Source organism: Lentzea sp. NPDC036955 (assembly GCF_055608005.1).
Genome location: NZ_JBVJRC010000001.1, coordinates 333779 through 349300, shown reverse-complemented (window position 1 = coordinate 349300; position 15522 = coordinate 333779). Strand labels below are relative to the sequence as shown.

The 15522-nt window shown below is 71.0% G+C and carries 15 protein-coding genes; 8 read left to right on the top strand and 7 right to left on the bottom strand.

All coding sequences use genetic code 11. The annotated features are described in order from the left end of the window. Positions 1–65: 65 nt before the first annotated feature. Together ACZ7CF_RS01690 and ACZ7CF_RS01685 are read left to right on the top strand one after the other, a co-directional pair. Complete coding sequence (locus tag ACZ7CF_RS01690; RefSeq protein ID WP_360387307.1) at positions 66–1109, top strand: glycoside hydrolase family 5 protein; 1044 nt, start codon at positions 66–68, stop codon at positions 1107–1109. A 94-nt stretch (positions 1110–1203) separates the two neighbouring features. Then, positions 1204–2082, top strand: coding sequence for an aldo/keto reductase (locus ACZ7CF_RS01685; RefSeq protein ID WP_360387309.1), 879 nt, complete (start codon positions 1204–1206; stop codon positions 2080–2082). On the opposite strand, the gene ACZ7CF_RS01680 is transcribed toward ACZ7CF_RS01685, so the two are convergent. Next, the gene (locus ACZ7CF_RS01680; protein WP_360387311.1) at positions 2062–2568 is read right to left on the bottom strand and encodes an NUDIX hydrolase; all 507 of its coding nucleotides are present in this window, start codon (positions 2566–2568) and stop codon (positions 2062–2064) included. The genes ACZ7CF_RS01685 and ACZ7CF_RS01680 overlap by 21 nt on opposite strands. A gap of 107 nt (positions 2569–2675) precedes the next feature. On the opposite strand from ACZ7CF_RS01680, the gene ACZ7CF_RS01675 reads away from it, so the two are divergent. From ACZ7CF_RS01675 to prcA, 5 genes are all read left to right on the top strand, one after another. Then, a complete protein-coding gene (locus tag ACZ7CF_RS01675) occupies positions 2676–5081 on the top strand; it encodes an FtsX-like permease family protein (RefSeq protein ID WP_470368557.1) in 2406 nt (801 codons plus the stop codon). A gap of 73 nt (positions 5082–5154) precedes the next feature. Continuing rightward, positions 5155–6648, top strand: a complete 1494-nt coding sequence (dop, locus tag ACZ7CF_RS01670; protein WP_360387317.1) for a depupylase/deamidase Dop — start codon at positions 5155–5157, stop codon at positions 6646–6648. Positions 6649–6727: 79 nt separating this feature from the next. Then, positions 6728–6922 carry a ubiquitin-like protein Pup gene (locus tag ACZ7CF_RS01665; RefSeq protein ID WP_360387319.1) on the top strand — a complete coding sequence of 65 codons (195 nt, stop codon included), beginning with the start codon at positions 6728–6730 and terminating at the stop codon, positions 6920–6922. Between the two features lie 48 nt (positions 6923–6970). Further along, positions 6971–7819, top strand: coding sequence for a proteasome subunit beta (gene prcB, locus ACZ7CF_RS01660; RefSeq protein ID WP_470368556.1), 849 nt, complete (start codon positions 6971–6973; stop codon positions 7817–7819). Between the two features lie 34 nt (positions 7820–7853). Further along, positions 7854–8621, top strand: a complete 768-nt coding sequence (gene prcA / locus ACZ7CF_RS01655; RefSeq protein WP_360387324.1) for a proteasome subunit alpha — start codon at positions 7854–7856, stop codon at positions 8619–8621. 222 nt (positions 8622–8843) lie between these two features. Here prcA and ACZ7CF_RS01650 read toward each other — a convergent pair whose 3' ends face one another. After that, positions 8844–9002, bottom strand: coding sequence for a hypothetical protein (locus ACZ7CF_RS01650; protein ID WP_470368555.1), 159 nt, complete (start codon positions 9000–9002; stop codon positions 8844–8846). Beyond that, a complete protein-coding gene (locus ACZ7CF_RS01645; RefSeq protein WP_470368554.1) occupies positions 8999–9544 on the bottom strand; it encodes a PadR family transcriptional regulator in 546 nt (181 codons plus the stop codon). The genes ACZ7CF_RS01650 and ACZ7CF_RS01645 overlap by 4 nt, the downstream gene beginning before the upstream one ends. 137 nt (positions 9545–9681) lie before the next feature. Between ACZ7CF_RS01645 and ACZ7CF_RS01640 the strand changes: the two genes are divergently transcribed. After that, positions 9682–10224, top strand: a complete 543-nt coding sequence (locus tag ACZ7CF_RS01640) for a GNAT family N-acetyltransferase (protein WP_470368553.1) — start codon at positions 9682–9684, stop codon at positions 10222–10224. 56 nt (positions 10225–10280) lie between these two features. Here ACZ7CF_RS01640 and ACZ7CF_RS01635 read toward each other — a convergent pair whose 3' ends face one another. Genes ACZ7CF_RS01635 through ACZ7CF_RS01620 form a run of 4 tightly spaced genes read right to left on the bottom strand, consistent with a single transcriptional unit; the run spans position 10281 to position 15477 of the window. Beyond that, complete coding sequence (locus ACZ7CF_RS01635) at positions 10281–11801, bottom strand: glycerol-3-phosphate dehydrogenase/oxidase (RefSeq protein WP_470368552.1); 1521 nt, start codon at positions 11799–11801, stop codon at positions 10281–10283. Next, a complete protein-coding gene (gene glpK, locus ACZ7CF_RS01630) occupies positions 11794–13263 on the bottom strand; it encodes a glycerol kinase GlpK (RefSeq protein WP_458433284.1) in 1470 nt (489 codons plus the stop codon). Before glpK ends, ACZ7CF_RS01635 begins: the two co-directional genes overlap by 8 nt. Positions 13264–13316: 53 nt before the next feature. Then, positions 13317–14072, bottom strand: a complete 756-nt coding sequence (locus tag ACZ7CF_RS01625) for an IclR family transcriptional regulator (RefSeq protein ID WP_360387339.1) — start codon at positions 14070–14072, stop codon at positions 13317–13319. Between the two features lie 40 nt (positions 14073–14112). Next, on the bottom strand, positions 14113–15477 hold the full coding sequence (locus tag ACZ7CF_RS01620; RefSeq protein ID WP_470368882.1) for a phosphatase PAP2 family protein: 1365 nt from the start codon (positions 15475–15477) through the stop codon (positions 14113–14115). Positions 15478–15522: the final 45 nt, after the last annotated feature.

Sequence of the window (15522 nt, the reverse complement as noted above, 5' to 3'; positions counted from 1 at the left end):
CTATACCTTTAATCGGTAAGGAAACTTACCTAACTAATCGCCGCCCGTCCGAGAGGAGACGCTGAATGGCTTGGCAGAAGTCTGTGGTGGCGCTCGCCGCGGCAGTCGTGCTCCCCCTGACCGGTGTGACGGCGGGCAGTTCGGCCGCCGCCGACGTTTCCGCCGCCGCGCTGCCCGCGGGCTCGCCCGCGGCGGTCAACGGCCAGCTGAAGGTGTGCGGCGTCAAGCTGTGCAACAAGAACGGCAAGCAGATCCAGTTGCGCGGCATGAGCACGCACGGCATCCAGTGGTACTCCCAGTGCGTCAAGACCGCGTCGCTGGACGCGCTCGCCAACGACTGGAAGGCCGACGTCCTCCGCATCTCGATGTACGTCCAGGAGGGCGGCTACGAGTCGAACCCCCGGAAGTTCACCGACCTGGTGCACGGCTACATCGAGGAGGCCACCAAGCGCGGCCTCTACGCGCTGGTCGACTGGCACCAGCTCTCGCCGGGCGACCCGAACCACAACACCGCGCGCGCCAAGACGTTCTTCAAGGAGATCGCCCAGCGCCACAAGGACAAGACGAACATCATCTACGACATCGCGAACGAGCCGAACGGCGTCACGTGGTCGCGGGTGAAGTCCTACGCGGAGGCCGTCATCCCGACGATCCGCGCGGAGGACCCGGACAGCCTCGTGCTCGTGGGCACGCACGGCTGGTCGACGTTCGGCCTGTCCGACGGCCGCGACGTCAACGAGGTCAGCCGCAACAAGGTCAACGCCTCGAACCTGATGTACACGTTCCACTTCTACGCGAAGGACCACCGCGACTCGTACCTCAACGCGTTGCGCACGGTCTCGAGCCAGGTGCCGGTCTTCGTCACCGAGTTCGGTTCGCAGGAGGCCTCCGGTGACGGTCCCAACGACTTCACCATGGCGAACAAGTTCATCGCGTTCATGAAGGAGGCCAAGATCTCCTGGACGAACTGGAACTTCTCCGACGACCACCGCACGGGCGCGGTGTTCAAGAGCGGCACGTGCTCGGGCAGCGGCTTCTCCGGCGAGGGGCCGCTGAAGGACTCCGGCAAGTGGGTGCGCAACCACCTCCGCACGGCCGACGACTTCTGATCGGCGGAGCTCGACCGGCCCCGGCGGGTCAGGTGAACGGCGGTCCCCAGGGGCCGCCGTTCGCCGTGACAGGGGTCGTTTTACGGTAGTCGGCATGGCACAGCTGGCACTCGGTCTCGCGTCCCTCGGTCGTCCCGCCTACATCAACATCGGTCGTGAGGACGCTCTGCCGCGGGTGCGGGACGTGGACGCCATGCGAGCGCAGTGCCACCTCGTGCTCGACGCGGCGTACGAGATCGGCATCAGGTGGGTCGACGCGGCCCGCTCCTACGGCCTGTCCGAGCAGTTCCTGAGCGAGTGGCTGCCCGGCCACGACGACGTGACCGTCTCCAGCAAGTGGGGCTATGCCTACACCGCGGACTGGCGGGCCGACGCCGAGGTGCACGAGGTCAAGGAGCACTCGCTCGCCCGCTTCTCCCAGCAGTGGCAGGAGACCCGCGCGCTGCTGTCGCGTGTGGACCTCTACCAGGTGCACTCGCTGACCGCCGACAGCCCGTTGTTCGACGACCGGGCGTTGCAGGAGGCGATGGTCGCGACCGGTGTCCCGCTCGGGTTCTCCACGTCGGGACCGAACCAGGCCGAGGCCATCCGCAAAGCGCTCGACCTCGGCATCTTCACGTCCGTCCAGTCCACCTGGAACGTGCTGGAGACCTCGGCGGCGGCCGCTCTGGGCGAAGCGCACGCCGCCGGGCTCAAGGTCGTCATCAAGGAGGGCATGGCCAACGGCCGGCTCGCCGTGCAGGCACCCGGACCCGTTGTCGCGCAGGCGAAGGAGCTCGGCATCGGCACGGACGCCGTGGCGCTGGCCGCAGTCGCCCAGCAGCCGTGGGTGGACGTGGTGCTGTCCGGCGCGGCGAGCCCCGAGCAGCTGCGCTCCAACGCCAGGGCCATGTCCGTGGAGGTCGTGCTGCCCGACCTGTCCGAACCGGCCGAGCAGTACTGGGCGACCCGCTCAGCCCTCCCCTGGCACTAGCGTCCGCAGCCACTCCCGGCTGATCGCCCGCGCGTCGGGCACCAGCGGCCAGTCCGGGTCGTCGATCCTGCGGCGCAGTTCGCCGAGGTCCATCCACCCGCCCGACGCCACCTCCTCCGGCTGGTGGGTGAACGGCCCGTCGGTGCTCACCTCGTACACCCACGCGTGGTAGCGCGTCCGGTCGTCGACGTACCGGGTGCGGAAGAGCTCCTTCAGCGGCACGCCGGAGACGCCGAGCTCCTCGGCGAGCTCGCGTTCCGCGGCCGGGCCGGGCGCCTCGCCCGCGTCGATCACGCCGCCGGCCGAGCAGTCGTACAGGCCGGGGAAGATGTCCTTGGTGTCGGTGCGGCGGTGCACGTACACGCGGGAGCCGTCGAGCGAGCGGACGAAGATCAGGACGCAGCCGTGCCAGAGGTTCTCCGCCCGCATCCGCGCGCGGGAGACCTCCCCGACCGGGTTGGCGTCCTCGTCGTAGAGGGTGATCATCCCCGTGTCCTCCTGTGGTCGTACGCCAGCTTGCTACCGCAGTCCGACGCCCGCTGATCGGCCCCCTTCCTACCTTCGTGACCGTCAGTTGTCACCGAGGAGGATCCGTGTCCACTTCCCTGCGGCTCGGCGTCGCCGAGTTCCGCGCCCGGCCGGGCCGCGCGCTGCTGCCCGGAGTCGCGCTCGTCGTCGGCGTGGCCTGCCTGCTGGCCGCCCTGGTGCTGAGCGACGCGCTCACCAGGTCGGTCGACGAGGGGGCACCCGGCACACCGTCCTCGGTCGGGCACGTGGTCGAGGTCAGGCAGCAGCCCTACGACGCCACCCCGGTCGCCGAGGCGGACCGCCCGAAGCTCGACGACGCCCTGCTGACCATGCTCTCCGCCGTCGGCAGGGCGGTCCCCGTGCAGGTGGCGCAGGCCGACCTGCTGGACGCGAACGGCCGCGCCGGGCAGCACCGCGCCGAGGTGCACGTCCAGCAACCGGACCTGGTGCGCTGGCCGCTGGCGGAGGGGAGGCAGCCCGCCGCCGGCGGCGAGGTCGCCGTCGACAAGATCACCGCCTACGAGCGCGGTCTGAAGCCCGGTGACGAGGTCTCGCTGGCCGCCGCCGACGGCACACCGCTGCAGGTCACCGTCAGCGGTGTCCTGAAGAAGGGCGGGATCGACGCGCGGCCCGTCCTGGTCGCTGGTCCCGACCTCGCGCGCGAGCTCGACCCGCAGCCGTTGACCAAGCAGGTGTGGGTCATCGGCGGGGCGCGCGACGCGGTCAAGACCGCCGCCGGAGCCTCCTACGCCGTGTGGGACCCGGAACCCGACGCCGACAAGATCGGCAACGACCTGACGTTCATCCTGCTGCCGTTCAGCGTCCTGGCCCTCGCGACGGCCGTGTTCGTCGCCGCCGCCACGTTCCGCGCGGTCTACGCGCAACGCCAGCGGCAGACGGCGTTGCTGCGGTGCATCGGCGCCCAGCGCGGGCCACTGGTGCGCAGGAGCCTGGTCGAGGCGCTGCTGACGGGTGCGGTGGCCGGCATCGGCGGTGCGCTGCTGGGCGGGCCGATGGCGTGGGTGCTCGCGCGGACGTTCGACGTCACCGGCATCTCCGTGCTGTTCGGCGCGGTCGAGCTCAGCCCGGAGCTGCTGCCGTCGATCGGGTACGTGGTCCTCGGGGTCGTCGTCGCCGCCGTGCTCTCGGTCGCCGCCGCCGTCCGCCCCGCGATCAACGCCGCCCGCGTGTCGCCCCTCGCCGCGTTGCGCGACGCCGACAACGAGATGCCGACACGGTCCGTGCGCCGGCTTCGGCTCGTGTTCGGTCTTCTGTTCACCGGTGGTGCCGCGTTCCTCGCGCTGGCGGCCATCGCGGCCAAGGGCACGGCCGCGGCGCCCCTCGCTGTCACGTTCTCCGCGATCGCCGCGGTGACGGGCCTGTTCTGGATCCTCGGGCCGGTCACGGTGCCGTTCATCGCGCGGCTGTTCGGCAAGGCCGGCGGTGCGCGGTGGACGCAGTGGAAGCTCGCCGGGGCCGAGGTGCGCAGGATGCCGCAGCGGTCGGCGTCGGTGGCGCTGCCGTTGCTGCTGGCCAGTTCGATGGTGACGTTCTTCCTGGTCCTGCTGGGCACCGCGCAGGAGATGACCTACTCGTTCGCCAACGAGGAACGGCCGGACGCCACCGTGGTCGACGCGGGGGAGCGGCCGCTGCCGGCGATCCCCGCGCAGGACGGCGTGGCCGCCGACGTCGTGCTGCACAAGGCCGAGAACGGGTCCGGCGCCGACCCGGAGGAGTTCAAGGCGTGGCTGAAGGCGCAGAACGTGCCCGGTGCCGAGCGGTTCACCGCGGGCACCGCGATCGTGCCGCCGCACTGGGAGGACCGGCCGTTCGTCGAGTCCGGCGGCAAGCGCTACGAGGTGGTCGGGACCGTTCCCGGCACGCTCACCGGGTACACGCCCGTCCTCGGCGGCCTGACCTCGGGACCGGCGGAGAAGGTGCTGGTCGCGCTGCGGCCGGGCACCGACCCCGCGCAGTTCCGGGCGGGTCTGCAGGCCGCGCTGCCGGACCACCCGACCGTCATCGTGCAGACCGACGCCGACGAGCGCGCGGAGGCCGACCGGTACATGCACCTCGGCACGGTGCTGATGATGGTGCTGCTCGGGCTGTCCGTGGCGGTCGCCGTGACGGGCATCGGCACCGCGCTCACGATCTCCGTCCAGGAGCGCCGCAAGGAGCTCGCACTGCGGCGCGCCTTGGGCGTCACTCGCGGCGGACTGCAGGGCGGGGTGATCGCCGAAGCGGTCATGCTGGCCCTCGTCGGGGTCGTCGGAGGGGGTGTGCTCGGGTTCGGGTACGCGGTGATCGCGATCCTGGCCATCGGGATTCCCTTCGTCCTGCCGACCGCGTCCGTGGTGTTGCCGCTGGTCATCGGCGCGCTGGCGGTCGTCGTGCTCGCGGTCGTGGCCGCGTTCGGACCGTCCAGGGGCGCTTCGCGGATCCGGCCTGCCGCCGGATTGGCGTCCGGGTGAATAGGCTGGGGGGAGCTTCAACGCGAAGCTCCCCTCACGCTGTTGTCGGGGATCAGGTCATAAGGTGTTGCGCATGCGGCGGATCATGGGAACCGAGGTCGAGTACGGCATCGCGGTGCCGGGAGACGCGACCGCGAACCCGGTGCTCACTTCGACACAGGTGGTGCTCGCGTACGCGGCGGCGGCGGACATACCGCGGTCCAGGCGCGCGCGCTGGGACTACGAGGTGGAGTCGCCGCTGCGCGACGCCCGCGGGTTCGACCTGGGCTCGCCGGGCGGCCACCCGGCCGACTCCGACGTCGAGGACCTGGGCGCGGCGAACGTCATCCTCACCAACGGTGCGCGGCTCTACGTGGACCACGCGCACCCCGAGTACTCCGCGCCCGAGGTCACCAACGCGCGCGACGCGGTGATCTGGGACAAGGCGGGAGAGCGGGTGATGGAGGAGGCCGCGATCAAGGCCGCCTCCGTGCCCGGTCAGCCCCGCCTGCAGCTGTACAAGAACAACGTCGACGGCAAGGGCGCGTCGTACGGCACGCACGAGAACTACCTGATGCAGCGCTCGACGCCGTTCACGGCCGTCATCGCGGGCCTCACGCCGTTCTTCGTGTCGCGCCAGGTCGTGACCGGGTCCGGGCGCGTCGGCATCGGTGCCGCCGGCGAGGAGGCCGGCTACCAGCTCTCCCAGCGCGCCGACTACATCGAGGTCGAGGTCGGCCTGGAGACCACGCTCAAGCGCGGCATCATCAACACCCGCGACGAGCCGCACGCCGACGCGGACAAGTACCGGCGCCTGCACGTCATCATCGGCGACGCGAACCTCGCCGAGTACTCCACGTACCTCAAGTGCGGCACCACCTCGCTGGTGCTCGACATGATCGAGGCCGGGCAGCGGTTCGACGACCTGCGCCTGGTCGACCCGGTGCGCGCGGTGCACCAGATCAGCCACGACCCGACGCTCAAGACGAAGGTCGAGCTGACCGGCGGCCGCAAGGTCACCGGCCTGGACCTGCAGTTCGCCTACCTCGAGCGCGCGACGGCGTTCGTCGAGAAGGAGGGCACCGGCGACCGCGACGTCCTGCGGATCTGGGGCGAGGTCCTCAACGACCTGGCCAAGGACCCGTCGCTGTGCGCGGACCGGCTCGACTGGGTGGCCAAGCTGCGGCTGCTCGAGGGCTACCGGCAGCGCGACGGCCTCGCCTGGGGCTCCGCGCGGCTGAACCTCGTCGACCTGCAGTACTCGGACGTGCGCCTGGACAAGGGCCTCTACAACCGCCTGGTCGCGCGCGGCTCGATGAAGCGCCTGGTCAGCGAGGAGGAGGTGCGCGCGGCCATCACGACGCCGCCGGAGGACACGCGTGCGTACTTCCGCGGCCGGTGCCTGGAGCGCTACCCGACCTCGGTCGCGGCCGCGTCGTGGGACTCGGTGATCTTCGACCTCGGTCGCGAATCACTCGTGCGGATTCCGACGCTCGAACCGCTGCGCGGGACGAAAGCGCACGTCGGAGCCCTCCTGGAGGCCTCGGACACCGCCGAGCAGCTGGTCGATGCACTGACGCGCGGGTGATCGTCTACCCGAGTGGCTGAGAGTTTTTGTCGGTGCCGCTGGGTAGTGTTCTTGTCAGGCGAGTCAGTGGGAGGCCGAGATGTCCCAGGAACAGAAGCAGCGCCAGGGCGGTGGCGACGGCGACGACGGCGCCGGTGACGCCGCAGGAGCCGGCCAGGAGCGTCGCGAGAAGCTCGGCGAGGACGTGGACGCGATCCTCGACGAGATCGACGACGTGCTGGAGGAGAACGCGGAGGACTTCGTCCGCGCATACGTGCAGAAGGGCGGTCAGTAGGCCGTCGCGGCCTGTTGACCACCTCGGGGACGGGAGAACAACCAACACATGGACCACAGCTCGACCGGGCGTTACCCGGCCGCGGCGCTGCCTTCGGCGTACCTGACGCCGGGCTCGTCGTCGTTCACGGACTTCCTGCGGGCGCAGGCACCGGACATGCTGCCTTCCGCCAGGAAGCTCCCGGAGGGGACCGTCCAGGCCCCGCACGGGACGACGATCGTCGCCGTCACCTACAAGGGTGGCGTCGTGATCGCCGGTGACCGGCGCGCGACGATGGGCAACGTGATCGCCCAGCGCGACATGAAGAAGGTCTTCGTCACCGACGACCACTCCGCCGTCGGCATCGCCGGCACGGCGGGCATCGCGATCGAGATCGTGCGGCTGTACACGGTCGAGCTGCGGCACTACGAGAAGATCGAAGGCGTTCCGCTGTCGCTCGACGGCAAGGCGAACCGCCTCTCGGCGATGATCAGGGGCAACCTCGACGCGGCCATGGCCGGCCTCGCCGTGGTGCCCCTGTTCGCCGGGTACGACACCTCGTCGACCGACCTTGACCGCGCGGGCCGGATCGTGTCCTACGACGTCACCGGCGGCCGCTACGAGGAGTCGCAGGGCTACCAGGCGGTCGGTTCCGGCTCGCTGTTCGCGAAGTCGTCGCTGAAGAAGCTCTACGACCCGGACGCGGACGTCGACGGCGCTATCCGCGTGGTCATCGAGGCGCTCTACGACGCGGCCGACGACGACTCGGCCACCGGCGGCCCCGACCCGGTCCGCCGCCTCTACCCGGTCGTGGTCACGATCAACGGTGTCGACGGTGCCGTCGAGGTACCGGAGTCGCAGGTCCAGACGATCGCCGACGCGGTCGTCGAAGGCCGCCGGTCCCGCCCAGCAGGCTGAGTCCCCATCAGGTTCGACGTCAGGAGCACCACCCATGACGATGCCGCTGTACGCATCGGCAGAGCAGGTGATGCGCGACCGCTCCGAGTACGCCCGCAAGGGCATCGCCAGGGGTCGCAGCGTCATCGTGCTGAAGTACGCGGACGGCATTCTGTTCGTCGCGGAGAACCCCTCCAGCACGCTGCACAAGGTCTCGGAGATCTACGACCGCATCGGTTTCGCGGCCGTCGGGCGGTACAGCGAGTTCGAGAACCTCCGCCAGGCGGGCATCCGGTTCGCTGACGTGCGCGGGTACCAGAACGACCCGCGAGACGTGACGTCCCGGTCCCTCGCGAACGTCTACGCGACGACCCTCGGCACCTACTTCACCGAGCAGATCAAGCCCTTCGAGGTGGAGATCTGCGTGGCGGAGGTGGGCGACTCCGCCGACTCCGACACGCTGTACCGGTTGACCTACGACGGTTCGATCGTGGACGAGCCGCAGTACATCGTGATGGGCGGCACGGTCGACGCCGCCAACACGGCGTTGAAGGAGTCGTTCGCCGACGGCCTGACGCTGGCCGAAGCCGTTCCCGTGGCGGTGAAGGCCCTGTCGGCGGGCTCCTCGTCCACCGGCAACGGCGCCGCCGAGGTCCTCCCCGCGGCCAAGCTGGAGGTGGCGGTGCTGGAACGCGCCCGCCCCCGCCGCGCGTTCCGCCGCATCGCGGGCCCGGCCCTGGACCAGCTGATGCCGGCGCCGACCAAGGACGGCAAGGACGTGACGGACGTGGAGCTGCCCTCGTCGGACGACGAGCCGAAGTAGCCCCGCGGTTCGCTTGGTGTGGAAGGCCTCCGGCGGTGACGCCGGGGGCCTTCTCGCTGTGTGGCGGGGTGTGCGGGCGCGGTTGACGGTGGCGCCTGCTGGCGGTGCAGTGGCGACGGCGCCCAGATCGGGGTGCGTGCGTTGCTCGTCGCGGTGCTACCGGGGGTTGGAGCCGAGCGTTGCGTCGCCGACACCCTCGTTGTCAGGCGGTCGAAGCCTCGCTCAGCTCCACCAGCAACCCGGCCAACCCGAGCCGGAGGGCCTCATCACGGCGACCAGCTCGCCGGGCCCGACGGTGAGCGACACGCCCTGGAGCGCGTTCACGGCCGCCTCGCCGCTGCCGTGGACGCGGTGGACGTCACGCAGTTCGAGGACGCTCATCGTGGCACCTCGACGTCCGCAGGCTCGGCCACGGGCCGGGGCCGGTAGCGGAGCAGGCTCGCCTCGCAGTGGTCGAGCCAGCGCAGCTCCGCCTCGGCCTGGAAGATCATCGCGTCGAGCACCAGCAGCCACGGCAGCTCGCCCGGCCCTGTCTTGAGCCGCGTGTACTCCTGCAGCGTGCGCGTGGTCGCGGTGCGCTGGGTCGTGACGACCGCGGCCACGTCGACGCCGGGCGTGGTGATCGCGAGCGCGAGCTTGATCGCCATCTCGTCGCGCGGGCGGTCACCCCGCCGCACCGGCGTGCCGAACCACCGCCGCACCTCGTCGCGGCCCTGTGCGGTGAGCTCGTACGGCCGCTGGCCGTCGTTCTCCGGCAGCGCGGCGACCAGGTCGTCGCGTTCCAGGCGGGACAACGTCGTGTAGACCTGCCCGATGTTCAGGGGCCACGTGCCACCGGTGGCGGAGTCGAACGCCGCCCGGAGCTGGTAGCCGTACATGGGCCCGCGTTCGAGCAACGCCAGCAGACCGTGTTTCACCGACATGCGTACCGAGTGTGCATACCGGGTATGTCCCTGGCAAACGGTGACCTCGAAACTCACGTGCGCGCGGGTCGCGCATCCGGAATCCTGGGGTGGTGAGGTTGCTGGGGGCGCCTATCAAGCCCGCGACTAAGCCAGGTGTGCGCGTTCGGGACTACGAGCCCGCCGATGAGGCGTCGTGGTTGCGCTGCCGTGTGCTGGGGCTGCTGGACACGAGCTACTACGACGACGTGTGGCCGGCGCGCAGACGTGCCGACCTGGAGCTCGTCGTGTGCTCCGACAACGTCGTCATCGGCGCGCTGGACGTGTCGGTGCAGGGCGCGGAGGCGACGATCGACCTGGTCGTGGTGCACCCGGACCACCGGGGCCGCGGGATCGCGACCGCGCTGCTCGACGAGGCGGTGCGCCGGCTGGTGCGCTGCGGTGCCACCGAGGTGGACGCGTGGACGCGGTCGGACGAACCCGCGCTGAGGTGGTTCGCGCGCAACGGTTTCACCGAGACGAGCCGGTACCTGCACGTGCACGCGTCGGCGGACGAGGTCGGCACGGTGGTGACCGCGCGGCACGGCCTGGTGCCGGTCGGGGCGTTCCTGCACGCCCGGATCGAACGGGAGGCCGAGCTGCGGCAGCGGTTCGAGCGCGTCCACGTCTGCCGCAGAGTGGTGCGCGCGCTCAAGCCGTGATGCCGGCGCGTTCCACCCGGCACTCGAACGGCCGGGTGGAACGCGACGCGGCGACTTCAGGAGGCGAGCAGCTCCGACACCCGCGTGCGGACCTCCGGCGAGTCGAGCCCGCGGACCATCACGGTGGTGCGGCGGCGCAGCACGTCGTCGACCTCGGTGGCCCACTCGGTGCGGCGGGCGTGCTCGACCTGGGCCCAGATGTCCGGGCCGTCCGGGTGCACGCGCTCCAGCAGGGCCGGGTTCTCCAGGCCGAGCGCGACGACCTCGTGCGACGTCGTGCCGTAGTGCGTGGCGAGGTGGCGGACCACGTCGTCGGGCAGTGCGTCGAACGCGTGGTTCAGCACCGAGCCGACGGTCTCCGGTGATGCCGAACCGGGCAGCGCCACGCCGTCCAGCGGGCCGTCGAAGGTGCGGCCCAGCTCGGAGTTCACGCGGGCCAGGACCGTCGCGCCGATCTTGCGGAACGTCGTCCACTTGCCGCCGGCCACGCTGATCATGCCGCCGGTCCCCGCGGTGATCACGGTCTCGCGCTTGGCGTGCGAGGTGTCGCCCGGACCGCCGGGCAGGACCCGCAGGCCTGCGAACGTGTACGCGATCCGCGAGCGGTCGAGGCCCGTGACCGCGGTGCCCGCCTCGCCGAGGATCTGGTCGACGTCGGCGTCGGTGCACGCGACCGCCGCCGGGTCGCCCTCGTAGGCCTCGTCGGTCGTGCCGAGCAGGAGGTGGCCCTCCCACGGGATCGCGAACGACACGCGCACGTCGTCGACCGGGATCGTCAGCGCGGCCTTCCACTCCGACGTCTGCCTCAGCACCAGGTGCGAGCCCTTGGACAGGCGGATCGACGGGTCGGCGGAGGGGTCCTCCATGCGCCGAAGCACGTCGAGCCACGGGCCGGTCGCGTTCACGACGACCTTCGCGTCCACCCCGAACTCACCGAGCGGGTCGCGCAGGTCCACACCGGTGACCTTCGCGCCGGTCTTGCGCAGGCCCACGACCGAGATGTGGTTGAGCAGCACGGCACCGGCCTCGGCGGCGGCGCGCGCGGCGGTGATCGCCACGCGGCTGTCGTTCATCTGGTGGTCGTAGTACATCGCCGCGCCGCGCAGACCGTCGGCGCGCAGGTCAGGCACCCACTCAGCTGCCCTGCGCGCCGACAGCACCTTCCCCATGCCGTCGCCGAAGCCCGACAGCGCGGAGTACAGCGTGACGCCCGCACCCAGCACGAACCGGCTGTGCGGGCCGCCCTTGTAGACGGGGACGAGGAACGGCAGCGGGCGCACCAGGTGCGGGGCGAGGTGGTCGCCCAGCGCACGCCGTTCCCTGTGGTTCTCGTGCACCATCGGCACGGCCGACGGGCCCATCGCGAGGTAGCGCAGGCCGCCGTGCACGAGCTTGGAGGAAGCCGACGAGGTGGCGCCGGCGAAGTCGCCGCTCTCCACCAGGGCGACGCGCAGGCCGGAGCGGGCCGCGGCCCACGTCGTGGCGATGCCCAGGATGCCGCCGCCGATCACGACGACGTCGAACTTGCCGTGCTGCAGCTCTTCGCGGGCGCGTGCCCGCTGTGTTGAGTCAGTCATCGTCCTCGTCCATCCACCCGACGGTCCGCTCGACCGCCTTCTTCCACTTCCGGTAGCCGCGGTCCCGCGCCGCCGGTTCCATCGACGGCTCCCATTCGGCCGCCTTGTGCCAGTTGGCCCTCAGCTCGTCGGTGCTGTTCCAGTAGCCGACGGCCAGACCGGCCGCGTACGCCGCGCCCAGGCACGTCGTCTCCGCGACGATCGGGCGCACCACCGGCACGTCGAGCACGTCCGAGAGGAACTGCATGAGCAGGTTGTTCGCCGTCATGCCGCCGTCGACCCGCAACGTCGTGAGGTCCACGCCGGAGTCGGCGTTCATCGCGTCCACGACCTCGCGGGTCTGCCACGCCGAGGCTTCGAGCACGGCGCGTGCGAGGTGCCCGCGCGAGATGTAGCCCGTCAGCCCGGCGATGACACCGCGCGCGTCGGAACGCCAGTGCGGCGCGAACAGCCCGGAGAACGCGGGCACGAAGTACGCGCCGCCGTTGTCGTCCACCGTGCGCGCCAGCGTCTCGATCTCCGCCGCCGACGAGATCAGCCCGACCTTGTCGCGGAACCACTGCACCAGCGCGCCGGTCACCGCGACCGCGCCCTCCAGCGCGTACACGGCCGGTTCGGCGCCGATCTTGTAGCCGACCGTGGTCAGCAGGCCGTTCTGGCTGCGCACCGGCTCGTCACCGGTGTTGAGCAGCAGGAACGCGCCCGTGCCGTACGTGCACTTGCCCTCGCCGGGCGCGAAGCAGGTCTGGCCGAACAACGCCGCCTGCTGGTCGCCGAGCGCGGACGCGACGGGCACGCCCTCGTAGGTGCCGTAGACCTCGGAGGAGGACCGGATCTCCGGGAGCATCGCGCGCGGGACGTCCATCGCGGCGACGAGCTCCGGGTCCCAGTCGAGGGTCTCCAGGTTCATCAGCATGGTGCGCGACGCGTTCGTCACGTCGGTGACGTGGCGGCCGGTCAGGTTCCAGATCAGCCAGGTGTCCATGGTGCCGAACAGGACCTCGCCCCGCTCGGCCCTCCCGCGCAGGCCGTCGACGTTGTCGAGCAGCCAGCGCAGCTTCGGCCCGGAGAAGTAGGTGGCCGGCGGCAGACCGGAGCGCTCGCGGAACCGGTCGTGATCGCCGAGGCGCTTGACCAGCGCGTCCGTGCGGGTGTCCTGCCAGACGACGGCGTTGTGCACGGGCTCGCCGGTCGCCCTGTCCCAGACGACCGTGGTCTCGCGCTGGTTCGTGATGCCGAAGGCGACGATGTCGGAGTGCGTGAGGGAGGCCTGCGCGAGGGCGTCGCGGACGACGGCCTGCACGTTCGCCCAGATCTCGGCCGCGTCGTGCTCCACCCAGCCCGGCCTGGGGAAGATCTGCCGGTGCTCGCGCTGGGCGACCGACACGATCCCGCCGGACTGGTCGAACACGATGCACCGGGACGACGTCGTGCCCTGGTCGATCGCCGCGATGTGAGCCACGTTGCACACTCCTCTGTGTGAACCATTCGACATTGTCGAACGCTTCCACAGTACTACCAGGAGAGGCCACCCAGCTCCCTGGACACGCTGCGAGCTGCCTCACGTACGTAGGACACGAGCTCCAGGCGGGGTGGCTGGTCAGGCGACTCGCACAGCCGCTCCACCGGTCCCGACACGCCGATCGCGCCGACGACCACCCCGCGCCGGTCGCGGATCGGGGCCGCCACCGACGCCTCGCCCTCGACCAGTTCGTGCAGGTCGTAGGCCCAGTCGCGGTCGCGGACCAGCTCCAGGGCCGCGGACAGCGCCTCCTCGTCCAGCGTGTGCCGGGTGAACCGCTGCAGCTCGCCCTCCGGCCGCTCGCCGAAGGCCACCAGCGCCTTGCCCAGCGCCGTCGCGTGCCACGGCAGCAACGCACCGGTGTCGAGCGCCTGCCGGCTGTTGTCCGGGCGGAACACGTGGTGCACGACCAGCACGTGCCTGCCGTGCGGCACGCCGATGCGCACCGCCTCACGCGCTCGCATCGCCAGCGTGTCCGACCAGTTCAGCGCCTTGGCGCGCAGCTCGTTGCCGTCGAGGTAGGAGGTGCCGATCTGGAACAGCGCGGCCCCCAGGCGGTACTTGCCGCCCTCGACCTCCTGCTCGACGAACCCGACCTCGTGCAACGTCCGCAGGATGCCGTGCACCGTCGGTTTCGCGAGGTCCAGCGCGCGCGAGATCTCGGCGACGCTCAGCTGGTGCGCGCCGCCGTGGGCGAGCAGCTTGAGGACCTCCGCCGCGCGCTGGATGGACTGGATGGGTCCGGGCACGCACCCCACTCTACCTGCGGGCGTTCGACAATGTCGAACATCAGGGGCGGTAGATGCCCAGTGCGGCCGGACGTGAGCGGAACTCGAAGTGGTTGGCCCGCTCGCGCACCTCGCCGTCCGTCGCGATCGAGATGGGCGCGCCGTGCACCTCGACGGTCAACGACGCCACCTCGAAGTGCTTGTACACGCGCGAGTGCTCCAACGCCCCGAGCAGGGCGCCCAGGAAGAACCTGGTCCGCGAGTACTTCCGGTCCGCGCGGACGTAGCGGACGTCGAGCAGCCCGTCGTCCAGCCGCGGGCGCATCGTGGGCGCGAAGCCCTTCGGCCGGTACGGGCCGTTGCCCACGAACAGCAGCCAGACGAGGTGGTCCTCGCCGTTGATGGTGATGTCGAGCGGCTTGGCCCGTTGCAGCACGCGGAACAGCGCCATGCCCGCCGCGGGCCACTTGCCCCAGCGCCTCTCCGTCTTCTCGCGGATCCGCACCATGTCCGGGTAGCCACCCAGCGAGGCCGTGTTCACGAACCACTGGCCGTTGACCTGCGCCAGGTCGACCCGCACGCCCACGCCGTCGGCCACCGCCTGCGCCGTGTCGTGCAGCCCGGTGATGCCCACGTCGCGGGCGAAGTGGTTGAGCGTGCCGGAGGGGATGAGCACCATCGGCAGGTCGCGCTCGGCGGCGACCGCGGCCACGGCGGCCACCGTCCCGTCGCCCCCGGCCACGCCCAGCGCCTTGGCGCCCGGCAGGTCGTCGAGCTCCTCGACCGCCACGATCCGCGCTTTCGGCCACTCCTCCGTGATCTGCGGCGTCGGGTCGGGGCCGACCCCCGAGTGCGGGTTGACCACGACGACTAGCCCGTCGCCCTCCTGCAACGACGTCAGGTCGGCGTGCTCGTAGGCCGACGCGGGCTCGTTCATCCCGAGCGGCCACCAGCGGCGCGTCAGGTACGCGGCCCCCACGCCGACCGCCGCACCGGCCACGACGTCGGTCGGCCAATGCACGCCGGTGTGGACGCGTGAATAGGCCACGGCCGCCGCGATCGGAGCCACCACCGCGCCTGCTTTGGGCGATTCCAGGGCCACCGCGGTGGCGAAAGCGGCCGCCGACGCGGAGTGCCCGGAAGGAAAGGACGACGACGTCGGCCGTTTGGCCAGGCGGCGTTCGAACGAGATCAGGTCAGCGGCGGGCCTGCGACGCGGAAAAAGTGACTTCCCGACCAAGTTCGCGCTGGCAGAGGCGCCGGCGATGGCCGCGAGACCGCGCAACGCGCCACGCCGGAGCGGCCCTTTGCCCGTGGCCAGGATCCCCGCGACGACGAACCACAGCAGGCTGTGGTTCGCGGCTTTGGAAAGCCTCTTCAAACCCCTGTCGAGCCTGCTCGGAGGCAGCCCGGCCGAGGAGCTCATGAGCTTCTTGTCGAGAGCGCTGACCCGTTTCCACACGCTGTTGAC

Bases quoted from the DNA above. Each gene is read 5' to 3' on its own strand.
- ACZ7CF_RS01690 (WP_360387307.1), top strand. From the start codon at position 66: ATGGCTTGGCAGAAGTCTGTGGTGGCGCTCGCCGCGGCAGTCGTGCTC.
- ACZ7CF_RS01685 (WP_360387309.1), top strand. From the start codon at position 1,204: ATGGCACAGCTGGCACTCGGTCTCGCGTCCCTCGGTCGTCCCGCCTAC.
- ACZ7CF_RS01680 (WP_360387311.1), bottom strand. From the start codon at position 2,568: ATGATCACCCTCTACGACGAGGACGCCAACCCGGTCGGGGAGGTCTCC.
- dop (WP_360387317.1), top strand. From the start codon at position 5,155: ATGCGGCGGATCATGGGAACCGAGGTCGAGTACGGCATCGCGGTGCCG.
- ACZ7CF_RS01665 (WP_360387319.1), top strand. From the start codon at position 6,728: ATGTCCCAGGAACAGAAGCAGCGCCAGGGCGGTGGCGACGGCGACGAC.
- prcB (WP_470368556.1), top strand. From the start codon at position 6,971: ATGGACCACAGCTCGACCGGGCGTTACCCGGCCGCGGCGCTGCCTTCG.
- prcA (WP_360387324.1), top strand. From the start codon at position 7,854: ATGACGATGCCGCTGTACGCATCGGCAGAGCAGGTGATGCGCGACCGC.
- ACZ7CF_RS01650 (WP_470368555.1), bottom strand. From the start codon at position 9,002: ATGAGCGTCCTCGAACTGCGTGACGTCCACCGCGTCCACGGCAGCGGC.
- ACZ7CF_RS01645 (WP_470368554.1), bottom strand. From the start codon at position 9,544: ATGTCGGTGAAACACGGTCTGCTGGCGTTGCTCGAACGCGGGCCCATG.
- ACZ7CF_RS01635 (WP_470368552.1), bottom strand. From the start codon at position 11,801: ATGACTGACTCAACACAGCGGGCACGCGCCCGCGAAGAGCTGCAGCAC.
- ACZ7CF_RS01620 (WP_470368882.1), bottom strand. From the start codon at position 15,477: ATGAGCTCCTCGGCCGGGCTGCCTCCGAGCAGGCTCGACAGGGGTTTG.